This window comes from Azospirillum sp. TSH58 (assembly GCF_003119115.1).
In the GTDB taxonomy this organism is placed as follows: Bacteria; Pseudomonadota; Alphaproteobacteria; order Azospirillales; family Azospirillaceae; genus Azospirillum.
On the sequence record NZ_CP022367.1, the window covers coordinates 1,755,066 to 1,773,293 of the forward strand.

An 18,228-nucleotide genomic window follows, 5' to 3' on the forward strand; every position below is an offset into this window, starting at 1 on the left:
GTGTTAATTCACCCTGTGACTGGTTCTGGCCAAACGATCAATTTCTTCCTTGAGGTGGAGCTTCTCAAGCTTCATCCGCTTGATGGCACTTTCGTCAGGCCACGAACGCTTCTCCTCGTCGAGGATGGCGCGGTCGAGACGCAGGTGCTTTTCCTGCAGGGAAGATAGGCGAGCATCAGTGTGCATGGGCTGCTCTCCGTCAGATCGAACCGGCTCCTGCCAAGTCCGGCAGGCCGGAAACCATAGTGTTCACCCATCCGTGCCGCCAAACAACCCCAAACTTTTGTCCTAGTACTCCAAAGACGGGGGGTGACCGCCCCTTACGATGGGGAGTAGGACAATTCGCCGCATAGGCCTGCCTTGTGCTGTTCGTTGCGGGATTATACCGAAAGATTGAACGTCCTTTCGCCGTCATACCCCGTCGGAGATAGGTTCCGGCGCCATCCGGGCCAGCATCCGGGCGATCCGACGGACCATGTCGGCGGAGGTCTCGCCGGGGTGAGGGGCGATCAGCCTTTGGGTGGGGAACCAGGGCCGTACCCCGCTGCCCATCCAGGTCCAGTCCCGGCCTCCCAGCCGCCAGACCGGGACCCCCAGGGCGCCCGCCAGTTCCCCGGCGGCGGTGGCGGGCAGGATGACGAGGTCGAGCGCCGCCATCAGGGCCGCCACCCCCTCCAGGTCGTTCTTCAGGTCCAGATCGTCCCAGCGATGGACACGCCGCACGCCGTCCGTCTCGATGGAGGCCAGTTCGGCGGCGCAGTCCCCGTATTGCAGGTTGACGACGTGAACGCCCGGCACCTCCAGAATCGGCAACCAGTCGGCGATTCGGGTGTAGGCGCCTTCGCGATGCGCCGTGACGATCTGGCTGCGCCAGCTGATGCCCACCTTCAGGCCGGGGCCGAGCGCCTCCACCCGCTTCCGCCAGAATGAGGCCCGCTCCGCATCGGGGGACAGGAAGGATGGGCGGGCGGGGAAACGCTCAAGCCGGTCGCGCCGCAGGGCGGGGAGGGAGCCGGCGGCGATCTGCAGATCGCAGTCCGGCGGGTCGAACCGTTCCCGGCCATCGGCGGTGACGGACTCCGCCCGGACGACCGCCCAGGGGAAGGCGCGGGCGTAGAGGGGCACCAGCCGCGGGTCGCATTCCAGAACCACGGTCCCGCCGCTGTCCTTGAGGTCGCCGAACACCGAGGCGAAGAGGATTTCGTCGCCCAGCCCCTGCTCCGGCCAGACCAGCAGGCGGCGGCCGCGCAGAGGCTCGCCGTTCCAGACCGGCAGGGCGATGCGGCGCGCCCGCTGAAGCTGGCGGGCGGAGAACCGCCGCCCATAGCCGGCCCAGCCGGTGACGAGGTCGCCGTCCGCCAGGGCCAGGAGCCCGACGTTCCAGGCGGCGAGCGCCAATCCGGGGGCCACCCGCAGGGCGCGGTCGAGGAAATGCCGGCAGAGGGCCGGCCGGTCCGCCATCTTGGCGAGGGTGCCCAGGTTGTTCAGGGTGTCGGCCGAGTCCGGCCGCAGGGTCAGCGCGCGCCGGTAATGGGCCGCGGCGTCGTCGAAGCGTCCCTCGACCTCGCAGGCGAAGCCCAGGTTGGTGTGGGCGGCCGGGTTCGCCGGGGCGAGACGGATGGACCGAAGGTGCCAGCGCTTGGCCTCGGCCAGACGGTCGGGCCGGTTCATGCTCAGCCCCATGTGGGTCATCGCCTCGGGGAAGTCCGGGCGCAGCGCGATGGCGCGGCTGAAACAGGCGAGGGCTTGGTCCGGGCGGTCCAGGGCCTGCTGGACGAGGCCCAGATGGTTCCAGGCCGTGGGGAAATCCGGATCGATCCGCAGCGCCGCGGCGATGTGTCCTTCCGCCTCCGCGTGATGGCCGGCCTGATGCTGAATCAGGCCGAGCAGATGGAGCGCGTCGCTGTGCCGTGGTGCCAGATCGAGGACCGCGCGGTAGGCCGCCATGGCGTCGTCAAGCCGCCCGGACCGGTGCAGGGCGATGGCGTCGTTCAGCAGGCCGTCCGGATCGGCGGGCGGCGGGGCTGGCGGAGGTGGAGCGGCCAAGCGGACCGGAGCGGGCCGCATCGCGGCAAGGCGGCGCGCCATATCGGCCAGGACATGGTCGAAGGTTTTGCCGGGGCGCGGCTGGAACAGGCGCATCGTCGGGAACCAGGGGCGGACACCGGTGCCGAGCTGGGTCCAATCGCGGTGCCCGAAGCGCCACACCGGCACGCCGAGGGCGCCGGCCAGTTCGCCCGCCGCCGTCGCCGGAGTGATGACGAGATCCAGATTGGCGGTCAGCGCCGCCGCCCCCTCGAAATCGTCCATCAGGTCCAGATCGTCCCAGCGGTGAATGGTCACGCCGAACCGCGCCTCCGCCGCCGCGATCTCCGCCGCGCAGTCGCCGTATTGCAGATTGACGAACACCACGTCCGGCAGGGCGAGCAGCGGCCCCCATTGATCGAGCGTGGTGTAGGCGCCCTTGTGTTCGGGAGTCGCCCGATGGCTGCGCCATGCGACACCGATCTTCAGGCCCGGCCCCAGCGCGTCCAGCCGCTCCCGCCACAGGGCGGCGCGGGCCGGATCGGGCTTCAGCCAGGGGGCGAACTGGTCGAAGGAGTCCAGCGCCCCCCGCAACAGGCCGGGGAGGCTGCCCGCCGGCACCTGGAGGTCCGCATCCGGGGGAACCACCGTCTCCCGCCCTTCGGCATCCAGAGTCTCGGCCCGCACCGTCGCGCGCGGGAAGGACCGGGCGAACAGGCTGACCAGCCTCGGGTCGGTCTCGATGGTCACCGGCCCGCCGCCCCAGGCGATCACGTCGCCGTAGCAGGAGGCGAACAGGATCTCGTCCCCGACGCCCTGCTCCCGCCAGACCAGCAGGCGCCGCCGGCGCAGCCCCTCGCCCCGCCAGCGCGGCGCGGCGATCCGCCGGTCCGGCTGGACCCGCCCGGCGGCGAAGCGCCGTTCATAGCCTTCCCAGCCACGTTCCAGCCGTCCGTGCAGAAGGGCGATGACGGCGAGGTTGTCGCTGGCGCTGGCGAGGTCCGGGTCGTGGGCCAGCGCCTCCTCGTAGCAGGCTTCCGCCTTCGTGAAATTCCCCTGCGCCCGGAGCGCGTTGCCGAGGTTGTGGATGGCCTCGACGGCGTGCGGATTCCGGCCCAGCACGTTGCGGAAGCACTGTTCGGCCTGGGCGGGGCGGCCCAGCTTCAGCAGGACGCTCCCCAGATCGTTCAGCGTCGTCGGGTTGTCGGGCGCGCGCTTCAGCGCCTCGCGGTAGGCGATTTCCGCGCTCTCGTAGGCGCCCTTGCGCTGCAGGGCGGTGCCGAGATTGTGGTGGGCCTTCGGGTCGTCGGGCCGCAGCCGCAGCGCGGCACGGGCCTGGACCAGCGCCTCATCCAGCCGCCCGGCGCTGCTCAACGCGTCGCTGAGATTGGTGTGGGCCTCGGCCATCGCGGGGGCCAGCACCGCGGCACGGGCGAAGGCCCGCAGCGCGTCGTCACGGCGGTTCTGGGCGCGCAGCGCGTTGCCGAGATTGTACCAGGCCTTGGCGTAGCCCGGTTCAAGCTCCACCGCCGTGGTGAAGGCCAGCGCCGCCAGCCCCGGCAGCGCCTGGGCCTGGAAGGCGTTGCCCAGATTGTGGCGCGGCTGGGCCGACAGGGGATTCAGCGCGGCGGCCATGCGGTGCGCCTCCGCCGCCTCCGCGTGACGGCCCAGCGCGGCGAGCGCGCTTCCCAGATTGTCGTGATAGTCGGCGACGCCGCCGGCCTGCCGGATGGCCTCGTCGATCAGCTCAACGGCGGGGCCGGCGTGACCGGCCTGGAGCGCCAGCACGCCCAGCAGGTGCAGCGCGTCGGGATGGCGCGGGTCAGCCGCCAGGACGGCGCGGTAGTCCCGTTCGGCGTCGGTCAGCCGGCCAGCGCGATGATGGGCGACGGCGCGGCCGAGCCGGGCGGCGACCTCATCGGGCGTCGTCGGCGACGCCGGGTCGGTGGGCTGGTTCATGGGATTCGCCTTTTCCGTCTGCCCGATCCGGCCCCGGTGCGCGGGGCCTTCCGCCGGTCTGTTGCCGGAAGGGAGTGCCATGTTCACCGGTTCCCGGTAAAGATGCTGTTAGCCCACGCCCCCCTTCAGGAGCCGTTCCGTGTCCGAGCCGAGCGATCCGCCCCGTCCCCCGCCGCCGCGTCCGGGCCTGCTCGCCCGTGGCGCGGGGAGGCTGGGCGGTCTGGCCGCTCAGGCGATGCGCCTCTACGCGGAGGCCAACGCCCTGGCCTCGGACGGGCTGGCCGTGGAGGCGGAGGCCGCCTACCGCCGCACGCTGGCGCTGAACCCGCGCTTCGCGGAGGCGCACAACAACCTGGGCAACGTGCTGCGCGCCCTGGGCCGCGCGGAGGAGGCGGTCGCGGCCTACCGCGAGGCGCTGGCCTGCGGACTCGACCATCCGCTGGTCCACTACAATCTCGCCTCGGCCCTGAAGGCGGCGGGCGACGCGGCGCCGGCGGAGCGGCATTTCCGCCGGGCGCTGGTCGAGGAGCCGGCCTATGCTGAAGCCTTCAACAACCTCGCCAACCTGCTGCGCGAGGGCGACCGGCTGACCGAGTCCGCCATGGCCTACCGCCGCGCGCTGGCCTTGCGGCCCGACTGGGACGAGGCGCACGACAACCTGTCCGGCGCCCTCTACCTGCTTCACGAGGAGGGACGGCATGAGGAGGCGGCGTGGTTCGCCCGGCTGTGGCTGCGCGACCATCCCGACCATCCGGTGGCCCGCCACATCGGCGCCGCCATCGCCGGCCTGGAGGCCGGGGATCGGGCGTCCGACGCCTATGTCCGGCAGGTGTTCGACCTGTTCGCCGGGGAGTTCGACGACAAGCTGCTCGGCGAGCTGGGCTACCGCGCGCCGTCGTTGCTCGCGGAGGCGGTGGAAGGGGCGGGGGGGACGGCGGATGCGAGCCTGGACGTGCTGGACGCCGGCTGCGGCACCGGCCTGTGCGGTCCCTTCCTGCGCGGCCCGGCGCGGCGTCTGGTCGGGGTGGACCTCTCCCCCGGCATGCTGGAGCGCGCCGCCGCCCGTGGCCTGTACGACGCCCTGGAGGAGGCGGAACTCGGCGCCTTCCTGGCGGCGCGCCCGGCGGCCTTCGACCTGATCGTGGCCGCCGACGTGCTGTGCTATTTCGGCGCGCTGGATGGAGTGCTGGCACAGGCCGCCACGGCGCTGCGCCCAGGCGGGCGGCTGGCCTTCACGGTGGAGCGGCTGGAGGAGGGCGGGGCGCCCTGGCGGGTCAGCCCGCACGGCCGCTACGCCCATGCGGAGGGCCATGTGCGGGACGGGCTGACGGCGGCGGGGCTGTCCGTCCTGCGCCTCGCCCCGGAGACCCTCCGCCACGAGAGCGGCGCGCCGGTGGCCGGTCTGGTGGTTCTGGCGGCGCGGCCCTGACGGGGCCGCCGGCCTTAGTCGAGCATCGGCAGGTTAGTCGAGCATCGGCAGGCCGGTCTCGATCCGCACCAGGGCGGCGAGCAGCGGAGCGCCGATGTCGCGGCGGACGAAGTTGCTCGCCCGGTCGGCGGCGTTGAGCGAGCCCTGGAAGCTCTTGCGCCAGCGGTCGTCGCCGTACATCACCTTCTCCGCCTTGGCCTTCTGGGCGAGCAGGCCGGGGCGGCGACCGGCGGAATCGTCCACCAGACGGGTCAGCCGCTTCATCAGCTCGTTGGCGCTGGTCGGGTCGCCGCGCTTCAGCGCCGCCTCGATCAGTTCGGCCAGGGCCTCGCCGCGGATGTCGAGGTCCTGCACCTGCTCGGCGTAGGACAGCGCGACCGAGGCGTCGGAGCGGCGGGCGATGCGGCCGAGAACCGCCGGGATCGTCCAGGGATTCTCGTCCTGCACGGTGCGCAGCAGGCCCAGCGCCAGATTGGTGTCGCCCAGCTCCGCCGCGGCGACGGCCAGCTCCGGCGGGCAGCAGTCGGTCTTGGTCTCGCGGAACTTGGAGAACTGCGTCTCCACCGTGTTCAGGAACAGGGTGCGGGCCGCCCCCTCCTTGCCGGCGCGCAGCAGCGTCTGGGCGACCAGACCCAGCTCCCAGCTGCAGTTGCGGGCGGTGGCGTAGGCCTTGGCCTCCTCGGCGAGCTGGCCGGCCAGCGCCGTGTCGCCGCGCCACGCCGCCGCCTTGGCGATGTCGGCGAGGTTGTAGATGCGGGTCGAGCATTCCGGGATCTGCCGGGTGATGTCGAGCGCGAGCTGGTTCTGCCCCATCAGGGCGAGCGCGCGGGCGACGAACAGGTCCTGCCCGGCCCCGTCGGACGCCGCGCCGCGGCGGACCGCGCTGACGAAGGGGGCGATGATCTCCTTGGCCCGCGCGGTGTCGCCGATCGTGTTGTAGGCGACGGCCAGCGACAGCCAGTCCCAGCGGGCGGCGGTGATCGGCGTCTCCACCGGGGGCAGCATCTCCGCCACCCGGTGCAGGAAGCACAGCGAGGTCATCGGCTCGTTGCACACCAGCGAGCGGATGCGCGAGCGGAACTCGAAGAAGTCGAAGTCGCCGACGAACTGGTTCGTGACGAGCTGGACGGCCAGCGCGCTGTCCGGATACTTGACGACGATCTCGTTGAGCAGCCGGTCAGCCTCCTTCAGGAAGCGGCTTTCCTCGGCGATGTCGTAGGTGTTGTCCGCCTGCCGGATCATCTGCATCGCCTGGACGAACAGGCGGTTGGCCGGCCCCTGGTCGGGCAGCGGCTGTTGCTGCGCCATCGCCGGGGTGCCGGCGCCCCCCACCGCCACGGTGAATGCCGCCAGCGCCATGAGCAGGCTCATGGCGGCGGAGGCGGCAAGACGGCGGGCGGGGGCGGGCAGGATGGCCATGGCGGTGCGGAGACCCTGGTGCGCTAGAGGACGCGGGCGTAGTTGACGACACGCTGGACGTTCGGCAGCGTGCGGGCGTGCTCGATCACGCGGTCGAGCTCGCCCTGGTGGGTGGCCAGACCCATGAGATAGACGACGCCGTTGACGGTATCGATGCTGAAATTCTGGCTATGAATTTGCGAATCGAAGGTGAGCTTCGTGCGCAGCTGCGTGGTGATCCAGGTGTCGCGGGCGCTGTCCATGATGCCCGAGTCCGTGTCCACCTGGATCTCGTTGATGACTTCCTTGACGCCTTCCACCTGCCAGCACAGGCGCACGGCGTCGAGGCGCATCTGGGCGTCGGTGGCGCGGCCGGTCAGCAGCACGCGGCCCTGATCGACCGTCAGGCCGATGCGGCTGTGCATCTCGAGCGAGTGCTGGAACCACAGGTGGTTGATGCGGGCCTTGATCTCGGTGTCCGAGGCGAAGCCGGACAGGCCACGGTGTTCGCTGGCCGCGACGACGGCGGTGCCCCCGGCGGCGCCCAGCACGACGGGCGCGCAGCCAGACGCAAGGCTCGCCACAGCGGCCATCCCGACCAGCGCCCAAAGGCGGCCAAACCCCGACACGCTTTGCCTCCGATCCCCGGCCCGCCGCATGAACGGGCGGGCGGAAAAAGTCATGCCGCAGGTGCGTTGGCAATGGGGAATCTTGGGGGTGTTCGGCTTCATCGTGGTTTTGTCCCGGGGTGATGCACGAATGTTTCACTCGCTGCGAGCGCGAAGGAATCCGGGCTAGGCGAAGGGCGCGCGCGTCACCAGCCCGGCGATTTCGCGCGCGAGAACGCGGGCGATCTTCTGTCGCGCCTTGGGGTCGCGCAGGATCGCCTCGTCCTTCGGATTCGACAGGAAGCCCGTCTCCAGCAGAACGGACGGAACGTCCGGCGCCTTGAGCACCGCGAAATTGGCCGAGCGCATCGGGTTGTCCAGCAGCAGCATGTCCTTCCCCGCCCCCTTCACGATCGCGTGCCGGGCCACCAGAGCCGCGTGCTTGGTGTGGCGCGCCGTCAGGTCGAGCAGGATCTCCTTCACGGCCTTCTTGGCGTCCTTCACGTCGACGCCGCCCAGCCGGTCCACGGCGTTCTCCTTGTGCGCCAGCGCCGCGGCGAAGGAGTCGGAGCTTTTCTCGGACAGGGTGTAGGCGGACAGGCCACGCGCCTCGCGGTTGGGCGCGCTGTCGGCGTGGATCGACACGAACAGGTCGGCCCGCGCCGCACGCGCGGCGTCCACCCGCTCGCTCAGAGCCAGGAAGCGGTCGCCGTCGCGGGTCAGCGTCACCCCCAGCCGGTGCTGACGCGACAGGAGGCGCCCGACCTCCTGCGCGATGTGCAGGGTGATCTCTTTTTCCTGGGTGCCGCGGGCACCGATGGCGCCGGGGTCGATGCCGCCGTGGCCGGGATCGAGCACCACCATGCGCGGCCGCGCCGCCGGGCGGGGCTTGGCCTGGGCGCCCGCGGCGTGCGGGAACAGCAAGGCGCCGGCCCCGGCGAGGGGGACGGTCAGCGCCAGCTGGAGAAGACGTCTGCGTTCCATTCGCCCCTGATTCCGCAAGGAGTTGGGGCCGCCGAAACCAAAAGTCCTGAGCGCGATCGGAAAGGCGGCGTCCGGCCTGAACAGGCCTGAGGTTGAGCCCAAGGTGTGAGCGTTAACCAATGGGGACGCGCAAAAGGGTTGTCAAGGCCGGCCGGGTTAGCTCCGCCAATTGTCGCGGCCAAGCCGTCATGGAGGGCGTCGCCACCCTATGAAGATTCGACTCTTCCCAAGAATTCCTTGATGATGATGGCCGAAAGCGCTAAAATTTTAGAAATAAGCTCGGGAGGTGGCGATGTTGAGGAAAGCCTTGTTCAACATCATCCGGCAGGAGCAGCGCGAGGTCGAAGACGAACTCGAAAAGGAAGAGCGCCGCACCGCTCCCGACGTCGGCCGGGTGGTTGCGCTGCAGCGCGAAGTGACCGACCTGCGGCGCGAACTGGAACATTACCGCGATGTCTGATCGCACGAATACGAACGATTCCGTCCATCAACCCCTTTCCCGCAATGGCGGGAAAGGGGTTTTCTGTATTCGCATGAATTTCTCCGGCGTCTATAGCGGTGCACCATTTCAATGCTGCAATGCAGCATAAAATTGCTCATTTAATGAGCAATGGAGGGGTGGCCTCCTGGGCTTTGACTGGAAATTAATCACTCCACCGCCGGAAATCGTGGAAGGGGTTGATCCAAAGCAATGGAGGCACCGGGGACGGCGGGCAGACTTCCGGGGTAGCCTGTTTGTCACAGGGGCGATTTATCCCATCCGGCCAAGCACATGAACGGGCCGGGGCAACGGGCTGCGGGATAGGGCGAGACCGACGATGAACCGCTGGCACGCCGGTTGCGGAGTGCCAGTCCGAACGCTCCCTGCTCCCTGGATGGAGGGCTGCCCGATGTCGGACGCTGTTTCGGACGCCATGGCCGATGACGCCCAGAACGTCCCCGTTCATTCCCTCGTGCCCACCGTGCGCCGCCGCCGCGGCGGCCAACTGACCGCCGGACTATCGCTGGTCTCGCAACGCTACCTGCTGCTTCTGCGCTTCGCGGTGGTCAACGCCGCGGGCTTCGCCCTTCTCGCCGCCGCCTGGGCGGAAGGGCTGGTCGACCCAATCATCGCCACCGACAGCACGCATCTGTGCCTGCTGATCTTCCTGGTCTTCCTGGCCGGGCTGGGCCTCTCGGCGCAGCGCATCCTGCGCACCAGCCGCGAATTGAACCGCGCCAAGGAGTTCGACCCCTCAATCCCATCGCGCGCCGCGCGCTATCTGGCGGAGGTCCGCGGGCGGGATTCCGGGGCGCGGTCGATCGCCGCGTCGTCCCTGAAGTTCAAGCTGTCGGCGCGCATCGGCACGGTGCGGCAGATCTCCTCGACCCTGGTCATCCTCGGTCTGATCGGCACGGTCATCGGCTTCATCATGGCCCTGTCGGGCGTCGACCCGGAGAAGGCCGGCGACGTCGCCGCCATCGGCCCGATGGTGTCGAAGCTGATCGAGGGCATGGCGGTCGCGCTCTACACCACGCTGGTCGGCGGCGTCCTGAACATCTGGCTGAACATCAACATCGGCCTGCTGTCGGGCGCCACGGTGAACCTGATCACCGAGATCGTCGCCGTGGGGGAACGCCATGCAGGCCCTTGACCAGTTCGAGGAGGACGATGCCGGCACCGTCTTCCGCGACGTCATCACGCTGGCGCTCTGCGGCTTCGTGGCGGTGGTCATCCTGCTGCTTCCCCACATCCGTCCGGAGGCCAAGCAGGCCGACACGGCGGGCGTCGCAGCCCCCGGCAACGTGATGGTCGAGGCCCGCTGGCCCGACGAGCTGGACGCCGACGTGGACCTGTGGGTGGAGGCGCCGGGCGACGTGCCGGTCGGCTACTCCAACAAGTCCGGCGTGATCTTCAACCTGCTGCGCGACGATCTCGGCCGCAACGCCGACCCGACGAAGCTGAACTACGAGGCCAGCTACAGCCGCGGCATTCCGCCCGGCGAATACGCGGTGAACCTGCACCTCTACCGCAACAAGGCGGCGGTCTTTCCGGTCCCGGTCACCGTGGTGGTCAGCGCCAAGCGGCCGGACGGCGACAACGCCCGCCAGCTCCTCGCCACCACCGTCCAGCTGGACCGGGAGGGACAGGAACTGACCGTCTTCCGCTTCAAGCTGACGGAGTCCGGCGAACTGGTCGGCGACAGCGTGCACAGCCTCTACAAGCCCCTGCGCAGCGGGAGGAAATCATGACCCAACTGCTCGACTTCCAGGTCGCCGCGGTCGCCCTGGCCGCCGCGCTCGCCACCATCGCCATCTGGGCGCCGCGCCGGCTGTGGGTGAAGGTGTCGGCGGTCGCCGTCTCCATCGGCTTCATGCCCGTGGCCTACGCCGGCATGGCCGACCTGCTGAGCAAGCCGAAGCCGGTCCGCATGGAGTGGGCGCAGAGCGCCACCGCCCAGGCCACCATCCTGGGCGCCCAGATCAAGGAGGGGCAGGGGATCTACCTGTGGCTCCAGCTGGAGGGCGGGGCCGAGCCGCGTTACTACAAGCTGGCCTGGGACCAGAAGCTGGCCGAACAGCTGCAGCAGGCGATGCGCGAGGCGGAGAGGAACCGGTCCGGCATGGCGATGACGCTGCCCTTCGAGAAGACGCTGGACCCCGACAAGCCTAAATTCTACGCCCTGCCGCAGCCCCAGCTCCCGGAGAAGAACGGCGAGGAGGGCGGGCCGGGACCGATGGTCTACCGCCACCCCGGCATGGACGCCTGACGCCGCGAATTCGACCGGGCCGTGACGCTGGGTGAGGCGCGCTTACCCCAGCTTCACGTACCCCCGCTCGATCACCCGTTCCGCCGCCTCGAAGACCGCCTGCATCTCCTCGTAGGCGCGGCGGACGCGGGCCAGCTCCTCGATGGCGGCGGCGTTGGGGTGCCGGTGATCCGCCACCTTCAGCCCGGCGCGCAGATAGTCCGCCCGCAGCTCCGCCACCCGGACGGCCATGCGCAGGAAGGAGGTCTGGTCGAGGTTGGGAAGCTCGCGCCCCATCACCTCGCAGTTCGCCTCCAGGACCGCCGCCTCCATGTTCTCCAGGAAGTGGATGATCCGGTGCCGCGACGTGCTTTCCGCCGCTTCCGGCGTCAGCAGCTTGTCAACCTTGCCCTTGGCGTATTCGCCGATGATCTTGCCGCCCATGCCCATGGCTCGCCTCCGCGGTCGTCCCGATGCCGAGACGGTGCATTGTCGCATGGGAATCCTTACCAAATGCTGCCGGAAGGGCGTTCCGGTATTCCCACATTGCACGATGCATCCCGCGGACGATCGTGCTAGGGAATCCGCCCTCGATTCCAGGTCGCAACGGTAGGCGCGCATGTCCGGTACCGCTTCTGAATACATCCTCACCGTCTCGTGCCCCGATGCGGTGGGCATCGTCTATGCCGTGTCGGGCTTCCTGGCGGAGCGGTCGTGCAACATCATCGACAGCGCGCAGTTCGGCGACCGCGGGACCAATCTGTTCTTCCTGCGCATCCACTTCTCCGCCGAGCCGTCGGGGCCGTCGCAGGCGGAGCTTCAGGCGGCCTTCGCCGAGCAGGTGGCCGAGCGCTTCGGCATGACCTGGAAGCTGCACGACGCCGGGCGGCGCCAGCGGGTGCTGATCATGGTCTCGAAGTTCGGGCATTGCCTGAACGACCTGCTGTACCGCTACCGCACCGGCTATCTGCCGATCGAAATCCCGGCCATCGTGTCCAACCACCGTGATTTCTACCAGCTCGCGGCGTGGCACAACATTCCCTTCCATTACCTGCCGGTGTCCAACGACAGCAAGGCCCAGCAGGAGGCCCGGCTGCTGGAGATCGCGGAGCAGGAGAAGGTCGATCTGGTCGTGCTCGCCCGCTACATGCAGGTGCTGTCCCCGGCCCTGTGCGAGCGGATGGCCGGGCGGGTGATCAACATCCACCATTCCTTCCTGCCCAGCTTCAAGGGCGCCAAGCCGTACCATCAGGCGCACGCCCGCGGCGTGAAGCTGATCGGCGCCACGGCCCATTACGTCACCTCGAACCTCGACGAGGGGCCGATCATCGAGCAGGAGGCGGAGCGCGTCGACCACACGATGACGCCCGACGACCTGGTGGCCATCGGGCGCGACATCGAGAACATCGTGCTCGCTCGGGCGGTCCGCTACCACGTCGAACACCGCGTCCTGCTGAACGGCGGGCGCACCGTCGTCTTCAAGTAGGGCGGTCTTCAGGCAAGGCGGTTCTCAGGCAACGCCGTCTGACCTCCGCACCCCTCCGGGAACCTCAGTGCTTCATGGCGAGCGAGGCTTCCTCGGGGTGGGGGGTGAAGACGGCGCGGGTGATCGCCTGTTCGATCTGCTCGCGGGTGAAGGGCTTGGGGATCACCGGGCCCAGATGCTCCAGCCCCTGCTTGGCCAGCTCGTTGGGGAAGGCGGTGACGAAGATCACCGGCAGGAAGCGCTTGCGGCGGAGTTCCCGCGCCACCTCGATCCCGTTGTCGCCCTCGGCCAGACGGATGTCCATCAGCGCCAGCGTCGGGGAGTGGCGGGAGGCCAAGGTCAGCGCCTCGTCCATGGTGGCGGCGTTGCCGCAGACGGTGTGGCCCATGCCGCGCACCGTCTCCGCCAGATCGAAGGCGATGATGGCGTCGTCCTCGACGATCAGGATCGTCGCCGTCAGCTTCGACCGCACCCGCTCGCGCGCGAAGTTCAAGCGCTCCACGGCGTCTTCCGGGGCGATGCCCAGCACCGTGGCGGCGTCGGCGACCGGCAGATCCTCCAGGTTGACCAGCAGATACAGCCGGCGGTCCATCTCGTCCAGGCTGTGCAGCGCGGCTTCGACCGGATGGGCGCCGGGCGCGCCGGCCCGGGCGCCCGAGCTGTCCTGCAGCTGGTTCAGGTACCGGTAGAGCGAGCCGCGCGACAGGTCCGCCGCCGCCGACCCGCCCGGCCCGTCCAGGCACCATTCCAGCGTGCGCGTCACCAGGGCATCCCCCTGCGTCGACGTGCCGGTCAAGGCCCGCGCATAGCGTCGCAGATAAGGCAGATGTTCCATCAGGTGGCGGGTGTTCTGATCCATGACGTTTTCCCCGTACCTCCAGCCAGTGCGGACCGCCGAGTGGCGCTGGCTTGCCTGCCGCGTTTCCCGGACTTTCCCGAATGTTCCCGTCCGAACGCTTACAAAGTTAAGTTCATATGGCGCAGTTCGCGCCGTATCGGGAGTGACGACGAAAGGGTTATTCGGGATAGCTTGATCGGATTAAGTCCCTTCGCCGGACGGGAGGCGTCCTACCCCGTTCGCTTGGGCGCGGCACCCCTCGGGACTGTGCGCCGACGTTCGGTGCGCTGCAGATGCGAGGGCGGCGGAACAATCGGCCGGGGGCGGTTGTTGGGAGTGCCAATGGTGTGATTCCTCCCTGAACCGCCAGTCACTGCCGCCGCAGCGCCTGTCCCAGCGGGGACGCGCCGGCGGCGTTTTTTTGCACGGCGTCAAAAAAAAGCGCGCCGGTGGGCTTGCGCCGGGATGAGTGCGATATTACTGACTGTCCCCGGCGTCGCGCACCGGTGGCGGAACGGCCTGGAGGCCTTCCGGCATCGCCTCGCCAGACCCGTGCCTGTCGAACCGCGTATGCCAGGGCCGCGCATGCCAGAGTCGCGAATGACCGAACCAGATTTCGACCCGGCAGACCCTGGTCCGCCCGAATCCGATCCGTCGGTGACCGACGGTGTCGCGCCGGACGAACTGGCGGATTTCCACGCCTGGCGGCAGCGCGTGGTCGGCACCAACATTTCCGACAAGACCCTGCTCGCCACCGATTATCTCAATCACTTCAACGAAATCGTGATGCTGATCGAGATGATTCCGGACATGCCGGACATGCTGGAGGAATGCCTGATCTGGCAGCCCAAGAGCTATCCGGAGCATTTCCGCGACAGCGGCTTCTCGGACAAGGATCTCGCCATCGAGGCGTACGGCCACGTCCCGGCCAAGTTCAAGCGGCCGTTCGAGGACACCATCGCCCAGGCGCATCAGGTGGTCCGCCACACGCTGGAGCGCGTCTCGGTCGACATCAAGGATGGGGCGACCGACAAGCTGCGGATGGACTGCCAGACCTCGGTCGCGATGATCCACCGGATCATCCAGGTCGCCAACGGCATCATCCACGGCACCGCCCACGTCATGGAGCAGGCGGAAATCGACCTGTATCTGAGCGACGAATAATCGGCGCCGCGCTCGGGATGAAAACGCCCGATCCCTGCGCAGATGATTATTGCTTGTGCACCAAGCATTCCTTCCTTGCATGGCTCAAAGGCCGAGCGTCCAACTACAGTAAGCCTTCGAACAAAGAAGAGGCGGCGCTGCGGCGGATGCCTCCCACCGGGAGTGGAGACAGACCGTGAAGGGACCCGCCACCGCAGCGGCCGAGACATCGGCCGAGGCGCAGGGGGACGTGTCGGTCGATGTGGAGGCTGCGGCTGACCTTGCCGCCTCCCCGGAGATGCGCCTCTGGTTGCGTCTTTCGGCGTGCGCCGTTCTGATCGGCGCCCGGCTGCGCAGCCGTCTGCGCGACGAGTTCAGCACCACCCAGCCGCGTTTCGACCTGCTGAGCCTGCTCGAGCGACAGCCGGAAGGGCTGACCATGGGCGAACTGTCGAAACGCATGATGGTCACCAACGGGAACGTCACCGGCATTGTAGAACGGCTGTCCACGGACGGGCTGGTCACGCGCGCCGCGGCGTCGAACGACCGGCGCATGCAGTTCGTCCGGATCACTCCCGAAGGCAGCGCCTTGGCGCAGGCCATCGCGGCGGCGCAACGCCGCTGGCTGGCCGAACTGACGGGGGGAATGCCCCACGGTGACGTGGTCCAACTGATGGGTTTGTTGGGAAAGCTCAAGAAAACGGTGCGCGGCGGAGGCGTCAGGGGATGATTCGGTCCGGTCATATCGACAGTTTCACGCGCGACCGGCTGCCGCCGCCGGAGCAGATGCCCGAATTTTCCTACGACCGCCCCGAACTCGCCTATCCCGAGCGTCTGAACGCCGCCGCAGCCCTGCTGGATGTCTGGCGCGAGCGCGGCTGGGACGAGCGTCCCTGCGTCATCGGGAACGGCGACGTGTGGAGCTATGGCCGCTTCCGCGACACGGTGGACCGCATCGCGCGGCTGCTCGCCGAGCGCTTCGGCATTGTTCCGGGCAACCGCGTGCTGGTGCGCGGGACCAACACGCCGATGCTGGCCGCCTGCTGGCTGGCGGTGCTGAAGGCCGGCGCGGTGGTGGTGCCGACCATGCCGCTGCTGCGCGCGACGGAGCTGGAAAGCATCATCGAGCGCGCCGCCGTCTCGCTGGCGCTGTGCGACGCGCGTTTTTCCAAGGATCTGAACGCCGCGGCGGACACGATGGGCGGAGGGATGCCCGTTGTCACCTTCAACGGCGGCGACCTCGAAGGGCGGCTGGAGGAGACCGACGCCGGCTTCACCGCGGTGGACACCGCCGCCGACGATGTGGCGCTGATCGCCTTCACCTCCGGCACCACCGGCAAGCCCAAGGCGACCGCGCATTTCCACCGGGACCTCCTGGCCGTGGCCGACCTGTCGCCGCAATCGCTGCTGAAGACGGGCGGCGACGATGTGTTCTGCGGGACGCCGTCGCTCGCCTTCGCCTATGGGCAGGGGGGGATGCTGCTCTTCCCGCTGCGGGTGGGGGCGTCGGTCGTGCTGCTGGACCGGGCCACGCCGGAACGGCTGCTGGAGGTGACCGCAAGGCACAAGGCGACGGTGATGTTCACCGTGCCGACCGTCTACCGCGCCATGACCGCGCGGATCGAGGAAGACCCGGCCCTGGCCGAGGGGCTGCGCACGCTGCGCACCTGCGTCTCGGCGGGGGAGCCGCTGCCCGCCACCACGCTGGAGGGCTGGCAGGCGGTGACGGGGATGGAGATCCTCGACAGCTTCGGCACCACGGAGATGCTCAACGCCGTTCTGCATTCGCCGCCCGGCGCCGTGCGGCCCGGCGCCACCGGGACGGTGGTTCCGGGATACGAGGCCCGCGTGGTCGACGACAGCCTGACCCCGCTGCCCCCCGGCCAGATCGGGCGGCTGGCCGTGCGCGGCCCGACCGGCTGCATCTATCTCGACGACCCGCGCCAGGAGAACTATGTGCAGGGCGGCTGGAACCTGACCGGCGACGCCTTCCGCATGGATGAGGACGGCTATTTCTGGTATCACGCGCGGACCGACGACCTGATCGTCTCCGCCGGCTACAAGATTTCCGGCCTGGAGGTGGAGGACGTCCTGCTCGGCCACGAGGCGGTGGAGGAATGCGCGGTCATCGCGGCGCCCGATCCGCTGCGCGGCTCCATCCCCAAGGCCTTCATCGTCACCCGCGACGGCGTGCGGCCCAGCGACGATCTGGCGGAACGGCTGCAATGCTACGTCAAGGACCGGATCGCCCCCTACAAGTACCCCCGCGCGGTGGAGTTCCTGGAACAGTTGCCCCGGACGGAAACGGGCAAGATCCAGCGCTACAAACTGCGGCAGAGGGAATGGGTCGAGAACGAGGATTGACCGGGGAGCGGGCGGCCCACGCACCGCTGGTGCAGTTCCTGCTGTTCGTGGTGGTCGGCTGCGCGGCGGCGGTCGGCCATTACGGCGTGCTGATCGCCCTGTCGGAGCTGGCGGCGGCCCCGCCGGTCCTGGCCTCGGCGGCGGGATTCCTCGTCGGCGGCGTCATCAGCTACCTGCTGAACTACGGCCATGTCTTCCGCAGCGAGCAGGAGCACCTGCCCACCGCCACGAAGTTCGTGGCCGTCGCGGCGGTGGGGCTGTGCCTGAACAGCGCCATCATGTGGGTTTTGGCCCAGCGGCTGGGCCTGCATTACCTGCCGGCCCAGCTCACCGCCACGGCGCTGGTGATGCTGTGGAGCTTCGGCGCGAACCGCTACTGGACCTTCAAGGCCGGATCGCCCGCCGCCTGAGCGCCGGTCGTCGCGCCATGAGGGCGGGCGACGAAGGAATGGCGGTGCGGCGTCGGGCCGATGTTCTTCGCCAGACGGTCGCCCTTCAGGCCGGCGGCGGACAGCCGGTCCTGCAACTCCGCCGGCGTGTAGGTGGAAAAGCCGGCCTCGCGCCGGATGCGCCGGTAATCGGACAGGGCCATGCGCCCCAACCCCATCAGCGCCGCCATCAGGAAGCCGTGCCGGCGCGCCATGCTGAGCTGGCTGGCGATGTCGCGCAGCATCGGCGTGTCGGGTTCCACCACGTCGGCGATCAGGATGCGCCCCCGCGCCCCGATCAGATGGCGCCACCGGTGAAGGACCCCCTCCAGCTCCTCGCGCGGGATGTATTGCAGCACGGAGACGGCCAGCACCAGATCGACGCTTCCCGACGTCAGGGCGGCGAGGTCGTCATCGTCGAGAACCCGGATTCCCGGATGGCCGGACAGCCGCTCGCGCAGGCGTTGCCGCACCGCGGGGGCGGCGTCGTACAGCCAGACGTTCCGGCAGCGCTTCGCCATGGCTTCCGCCGCCAGCGCGTCACCGCAGCCGAAATCCAGGACGGTCCCCCCCTCCGGAAGATGGGCGTCGAGGTCGTTCTGCAGGCAGGCGAAATGCGCTTCCAGATTGCGTTGATTCGCGTAGATGGCGTTGGGCCGGTTCCAGAAGTCGACCCAGCCGCTGGAACCCTGGCCGCCCGGTGGTCCGGACGACACCCCATTGTTATGCCCGTTGTTTTGCATGTCCCGCATCCCTTTTCATGGGTCGTTTCCTGCCGAGGGGATTGTGTTGTTCGTCTCTTCGCCAGGAAGAGCCCCCTCGGTCCGACCGTGTCGT

The 18,228-nt window shown here is 69.0% G+C and carries 18 protein-coding genes; 10 read left to right on the forward strand and 8 right to left on the reverse strand.

Going from position 1 to position 18,228, the window contains the following annotated elements:
* Nucleotides 1-3 precede the first annotated feature (3 nt).
* Nucleotides 4-186, reverse strand: coding sequence for a YdcH family protein (locus TSH58p_RS29410; RefSeq protein WP_014198642.1), 183 nt, complete (start codon nucleotides 184-186; stop codon nucleotides 4-6).
* Between the two features lie 225 nt (nucleotides 187-411).
* Complete coding sequence (locus TSH58p_RS34610) at nucleotides 412-3,984, reverse strand: tetratricopeptide repeat protein (RefSeq protein WP_109069341.1); 3,573 nt, start codon at nucleotides 3,982-3,984, stop codon at nucleotides 412-414.
* 139 nt (nucleotides 3,985-4,123) lie between these two features.
* Between TSH58p_RS34610 and TSH58p_RS29420 the strand changes: the two genes are divergently transcribed.
* Complete coding sequence (locus TSH58p_RS29420) at nucleotides 4,124-5,413, forward strand: tetratricopeptide repeat protein (protein WP_109069342.1); 1,290 nt, start codon at nucleotides 4,124-4,126, stop codon at nucleotides 5,411-5,413.
* Between the two features lie 33 nt (nucleotides 5,414-5,446).
* On the opposite strand, the gene TSH58p_RS29425 is transcribed toward TSH58p_RS29420, so the two are convergent.
* The 3 genes from TSH58p_RS29425 to TSH58p_RS29435 all read right to left on the reverse strand — a co-directional run bounded on the left by TSH58p_RS29425 (nucleotide 5,447) and on the right by TSH58p_RS29435 (nucleotide 8,403).
* The gene (locus tag TSH58p_RS29425) at nucleotides 5,447-6,832 is read right to left on the reverse strand and encodes a hypothetical protein (RefSeq protein ID WP_109069343.1); all 1,386 of its coding nucleotides are present in this window, start codon (nucleotides 6,830-6,832) and stop codon (nucleotides 5,447-5,449) included.
* Nucleotides 6,833-6,855: 23 nt separating this feature from the next.
* Nucleotides 6,856-7,542, reverse strand: coding sequence for a BON domain-containing protein (locus TSH58p_RS29430; protein ID WP_247873951.1), 687 nt, complete (start codon nucleotides 7,540-7,542; stop codon nucleotides 6,856-6,858).
* A 63-nt stretch (nucleotides 7,543-7,605) separates the two neighbouring features.
* Nucleotides 7,606-8,403 carry an N-acetylmuramoyl-L-alanine amidase gene (locus TSH58p_RS29435; protein WP_109069345.1) on the reverse strand — a complete coding sequence of 266 codons (798 nt, stop codon included), beginning with the start codon at nucleotides 8,401-8,403 and terminating at the stop codon, nucleotides 7,606-7,608.
* Between the two features lie 307 nt (nucleotides 8,404-8,710).
* Between TSH58p_RS29435 and TSH58p_RS33405 the strand changes: the two genes are divergently transcribed.
* The 4 genes from TSH58p_RS33405 to TSH58p_RS29450 all read left to right on the forward strand — a co-directional run bounded on the left by TSH58p_RS33405 (nucleotide 8,711) and on the right by TSH58p_RS29450 (nucleotide 11,153).
* Nucleotides 8,711-8,863, forward strand: a complete 153-nt coding sequence (locus tag TSH58p_RS33405) for a hypothetical protein (RefSeq protein WP_158282581.1) — start codon at nucleotides 8,711-8,713, stop codon at nucleotides 8,861-8,863.
* Nucleotides 8,864-9,293: 430 nt separating this feature from the next.
* The gene (locus tag TSH58p_RS34345) at nucleotides 9,294-10,037 is read left to right on the forward strand and encodes a MotA/TolQ/ExbB proton channel family protein (protein WP_247873952.1); all 744 of its coding nucleotides are present in this window, start codon (nucleotides 9,294-9,296) and stop codon (nucleotides 10,035-10,037) included.
* Nucleotides 10,024-10,635 (forward strand): hypothetical protein, encoded by a 612-nt coding sequence (locus TSH58p_RS29445; RefSeq protein ID WP_109069346.1) that lies wholly within the window; start codon nucleotides 10,024-10,026, stop codon nucleotides 10,633-10,635. The genes TSH58p_RS34345 and TSH58p_RS29445 overlap by 14 nt, the downstream gene beginning before the upstream one ends.
* Nucleotides 10,632-11,153, forward strand: a complete 522-nt coding sequence (locus TSH58p_RS29450; protein ID WP_109069347.1) for a hypothetical protein — start codon at nucleotides 10,632-10,634, stop codon at nucleotides 11,151-11,153. The genes TSH58p_RS29445 and TSH58p_RS29450 overlap by 4 nt, the downstream gene beginning before the upstream one ends.
* 42 nt (nucleotides 11,154-11,195) lie before the next feature.
* Here TSH58p_RS29450 and TSH58p_RS29455 read toward each other — a convergent pair whose 3' ends face one another.
* Entirely contained in the window at nucleotides 11,196-11,582 is a 387-nt protein-coding gene (locus TSH58p_RS29455; protein ID WP_109069348.1) for a hypothetical protein, read from the reverse strand.
* A gap of 169 nt (nucleotides 11,583-11,751) precedes the next feature.
* Here TSH58p_RS29455 and purU point away from each other — a divergent pair, with 169 nt between their 5' ends.
* Nucleotides 11,752-12,618, forward strand: a complete 867-nt coding sequence (gene purU / locus TSH58p_RS29460; RefSeq protein WP_109069349.1) for a formyltetrahydrofolate deformylase — start codon at nucleotides 11,752-11,754, stop codon at nucleotides 12,616-12,618.
* A gap of 64 nt (nucleotides 12,619-12,682) precedes the next feature.
* Here the strand turns inward: purU and TSH58p_RS29465 are convergent, their stop codons facing one another.
* Nucleotides 12,683-13,477 (reverse strand): response regulator, encoded by a 795-nt coding sequence (locus TSH58p_RS29465; protein WP_109069350.1) that lies wholly within the window; start codon nucleotides 13,475-13,477, stop codon nucleotides 12,683-12,685.
* Nucleotides 13,478-14,056: 579 nt separating this feature from the next.
* Here TSH58p_RS29465 and TSH58p_RS29470 point away from each other — a divergent pair.
* The 4 genes from TSH58p_RS29470 to TSH58p_RS29485 all read left to right on the forward strand — a co-directional run bounded on the left by TSH58p_RS29470 (nucleotide 14,057) and on the right by TSH58p_RS29485 (nucleotide 17,373).
* Complete coding sequence (locus TSH58p_RS29470; protein WP_109069351.1) at nucleotides 14,057-14,620, forward strand: hypothetical protein; 564 nt, start codon at nucleotides 14,057-14,059, stop codon at nucleotides 14,618-14,620.
* 175 nt (nucleotides 14,621-14,795) lie between these two features.
* The gene (locus tag TSH58p_RS29475; RefSeq protein ID WP_109069352.1) at nucleotides 14,796-15,329 is read left to right on the forward strand and encodes a MarR family winged helix-turn-helix transcriptional regulator; all 534 of its coding nucleotides are present in this window, start codon (nucleotides 14,796-14,798) and stop codon (nucleotides 15,327-15,329) included.
* Nucleotides 15,326-16,963: an AMP-binding protein gene (locus tag TSH58p_RS29480; RefSeq protein ID WP_109069353.1), complete on the forward strand. Its 1,638-nt coding sequence runs from the start codon at nucleotides 15,326-15,328 to the stop codon at nucleotides 16,961-16,963. Before TSH58p_RS29475 ends, TSH58p_RS29480 begins: the two co-directional genes overlap by 4 nt.
* On the forward strand, nucleotides 16,960-17,373 hold the full coding sequence (locus TSH58p_RS29485) for a GtrA family protein (RefSeq protein ID WP_109069354.1): 414 nt from the start codon (nucleotides 16,960-16,962) through the stop codon (nucleotides 17,371-17,373). The genes TSH58p_RS29480 and TSH58p_RS29485 overlap by 4 nt, the downstream gene beginning before the upstream one ends.
* On the opposite strand, the gene TSH58p_RS29490 is transcribed toward TSH58p_RS29485, so the two are convergent.
* The gene (locus TSH58p_RS29490) at nucleotides 17,337-18,107 is read right to left on the reverse strand and encodes a bifunctional 2-polyprenyl-6-hydroxyphenol methylase/3-demethylubiquinol 3-O-methyltransferase UbiG (protein WP_247895552.1); all 771 of its coding nucleotides are present in this window, start codon (nucleotides 18,105-18,107) and stop codon (nucleotides 17,337-17,339) included. The genes TSH58p_RS29485 and TSH58p_RS29490 overlap by 37 nt on opposite strands.
* Between the last annotated feature and the right edge of the window lie 121 nt (nucleotides 18,108-18,228).

What these genes read in the sequence shown, in the direction of transcription:
- TSH58p_RS29410 (WP_014198642.1), bottom strand. Translation starts at nt 186, where the DNA reads ATGCACACTGATGCTCGCCTATCTTCCCTGCAGGAAAAGCACCTGCGT.
- TSH58p_RS34610 (WP_109069341.1), bottom strand. Translation starts at nt 3,984, where the DNA reads ATGAACCAGCCCACCGACCCGGCGTCGCCGACGACGCCCGATGAGGTC.
- TSH58p_RS29425 (WP_109069343.1), bottom strand. Translation starts at nt 6,832, where the DNA reads ATGGCCATCCTGCCCGCCCCCGCCCGCCGTCTTGCCGCCTCCGCCGCC.
- TSH58p_RS29430 (WP_247873951.1), bottom strand. Translation starts at nt 7,542, where the DNA reads ATGAAGCCGAACACCCCCAAGATTCCCCATTGCCAACGCACCTGCGGC.
- TSH58p_RS29435 (WP_109069345.1), bottom strand. Translation starts at nt 8,403, where the DNA reads ATGGAACGCAGACGTCTTCTCCAGCTGGCGCTGACCGTCCCCCTCGCC.
- TSH58p_RS34345 (WP_247873952.1), top strand. Translation starts at nt 9,294, where the DNA reads ATGTCGGACGCTGTTTCGGACGCCATGGCCGATGACGCCCAGAACGTC.
- TSH58p_RS29445 (WP_109069346.1), top strand. Translation starts at nt 10,024, where the DNA reads ATGCAGGCCCTTGACCAGTTCGAGGAGGACGATGCCGGCACCGTCTTC.
- TSH58p_RS29450 (WP_109069347.1), top strand. Translation starts at nt 10,632, where the DNA reads ATGACCCAACTGCTCGACTTCCAGGTCGCCGCGGTCGCCCTGGCCGCC.
- TSH58p_RS29455 (WP_109069348.1), bottom strand. Translation starts at nt 11,582, where the DNA reads ATGGGCATGGGCGGCAAGATCATCGGCGAATACGCCAAGGGCAAGGTT.
- purU (WP_109069349.1), top strand. Translation starts at nt 11,752, where the DNA reads ATGTCCGGTACCGCTTCTGAATACATCCTCACCGTCTCGTGCCCCGAT.
- TSH58p_RS29465 (WP_109069350.1), bottom strand. Translation starts at nt 13,477, where the DNA reads ATGGATCAGAACACCCGCCACCTGATGGAACATCTGCCTTATCTGCGA.
- TSH58p_RS29470 (WP_109069351.1), top strand. Translation starts at nt 14,057, where the DNA reads ATGACCGAACCAGATTTCGACCCGGCAGACCCTGGTCCGCCCGAATCC.
- TSH58p_RS29480 (WP_109069353.1), top strand. Translation starts at nt 15,326, where the DNA reads ATGATTCGGTCCGGTCATATCGACAGTTTCACGCGCGACCGGCTGCCG.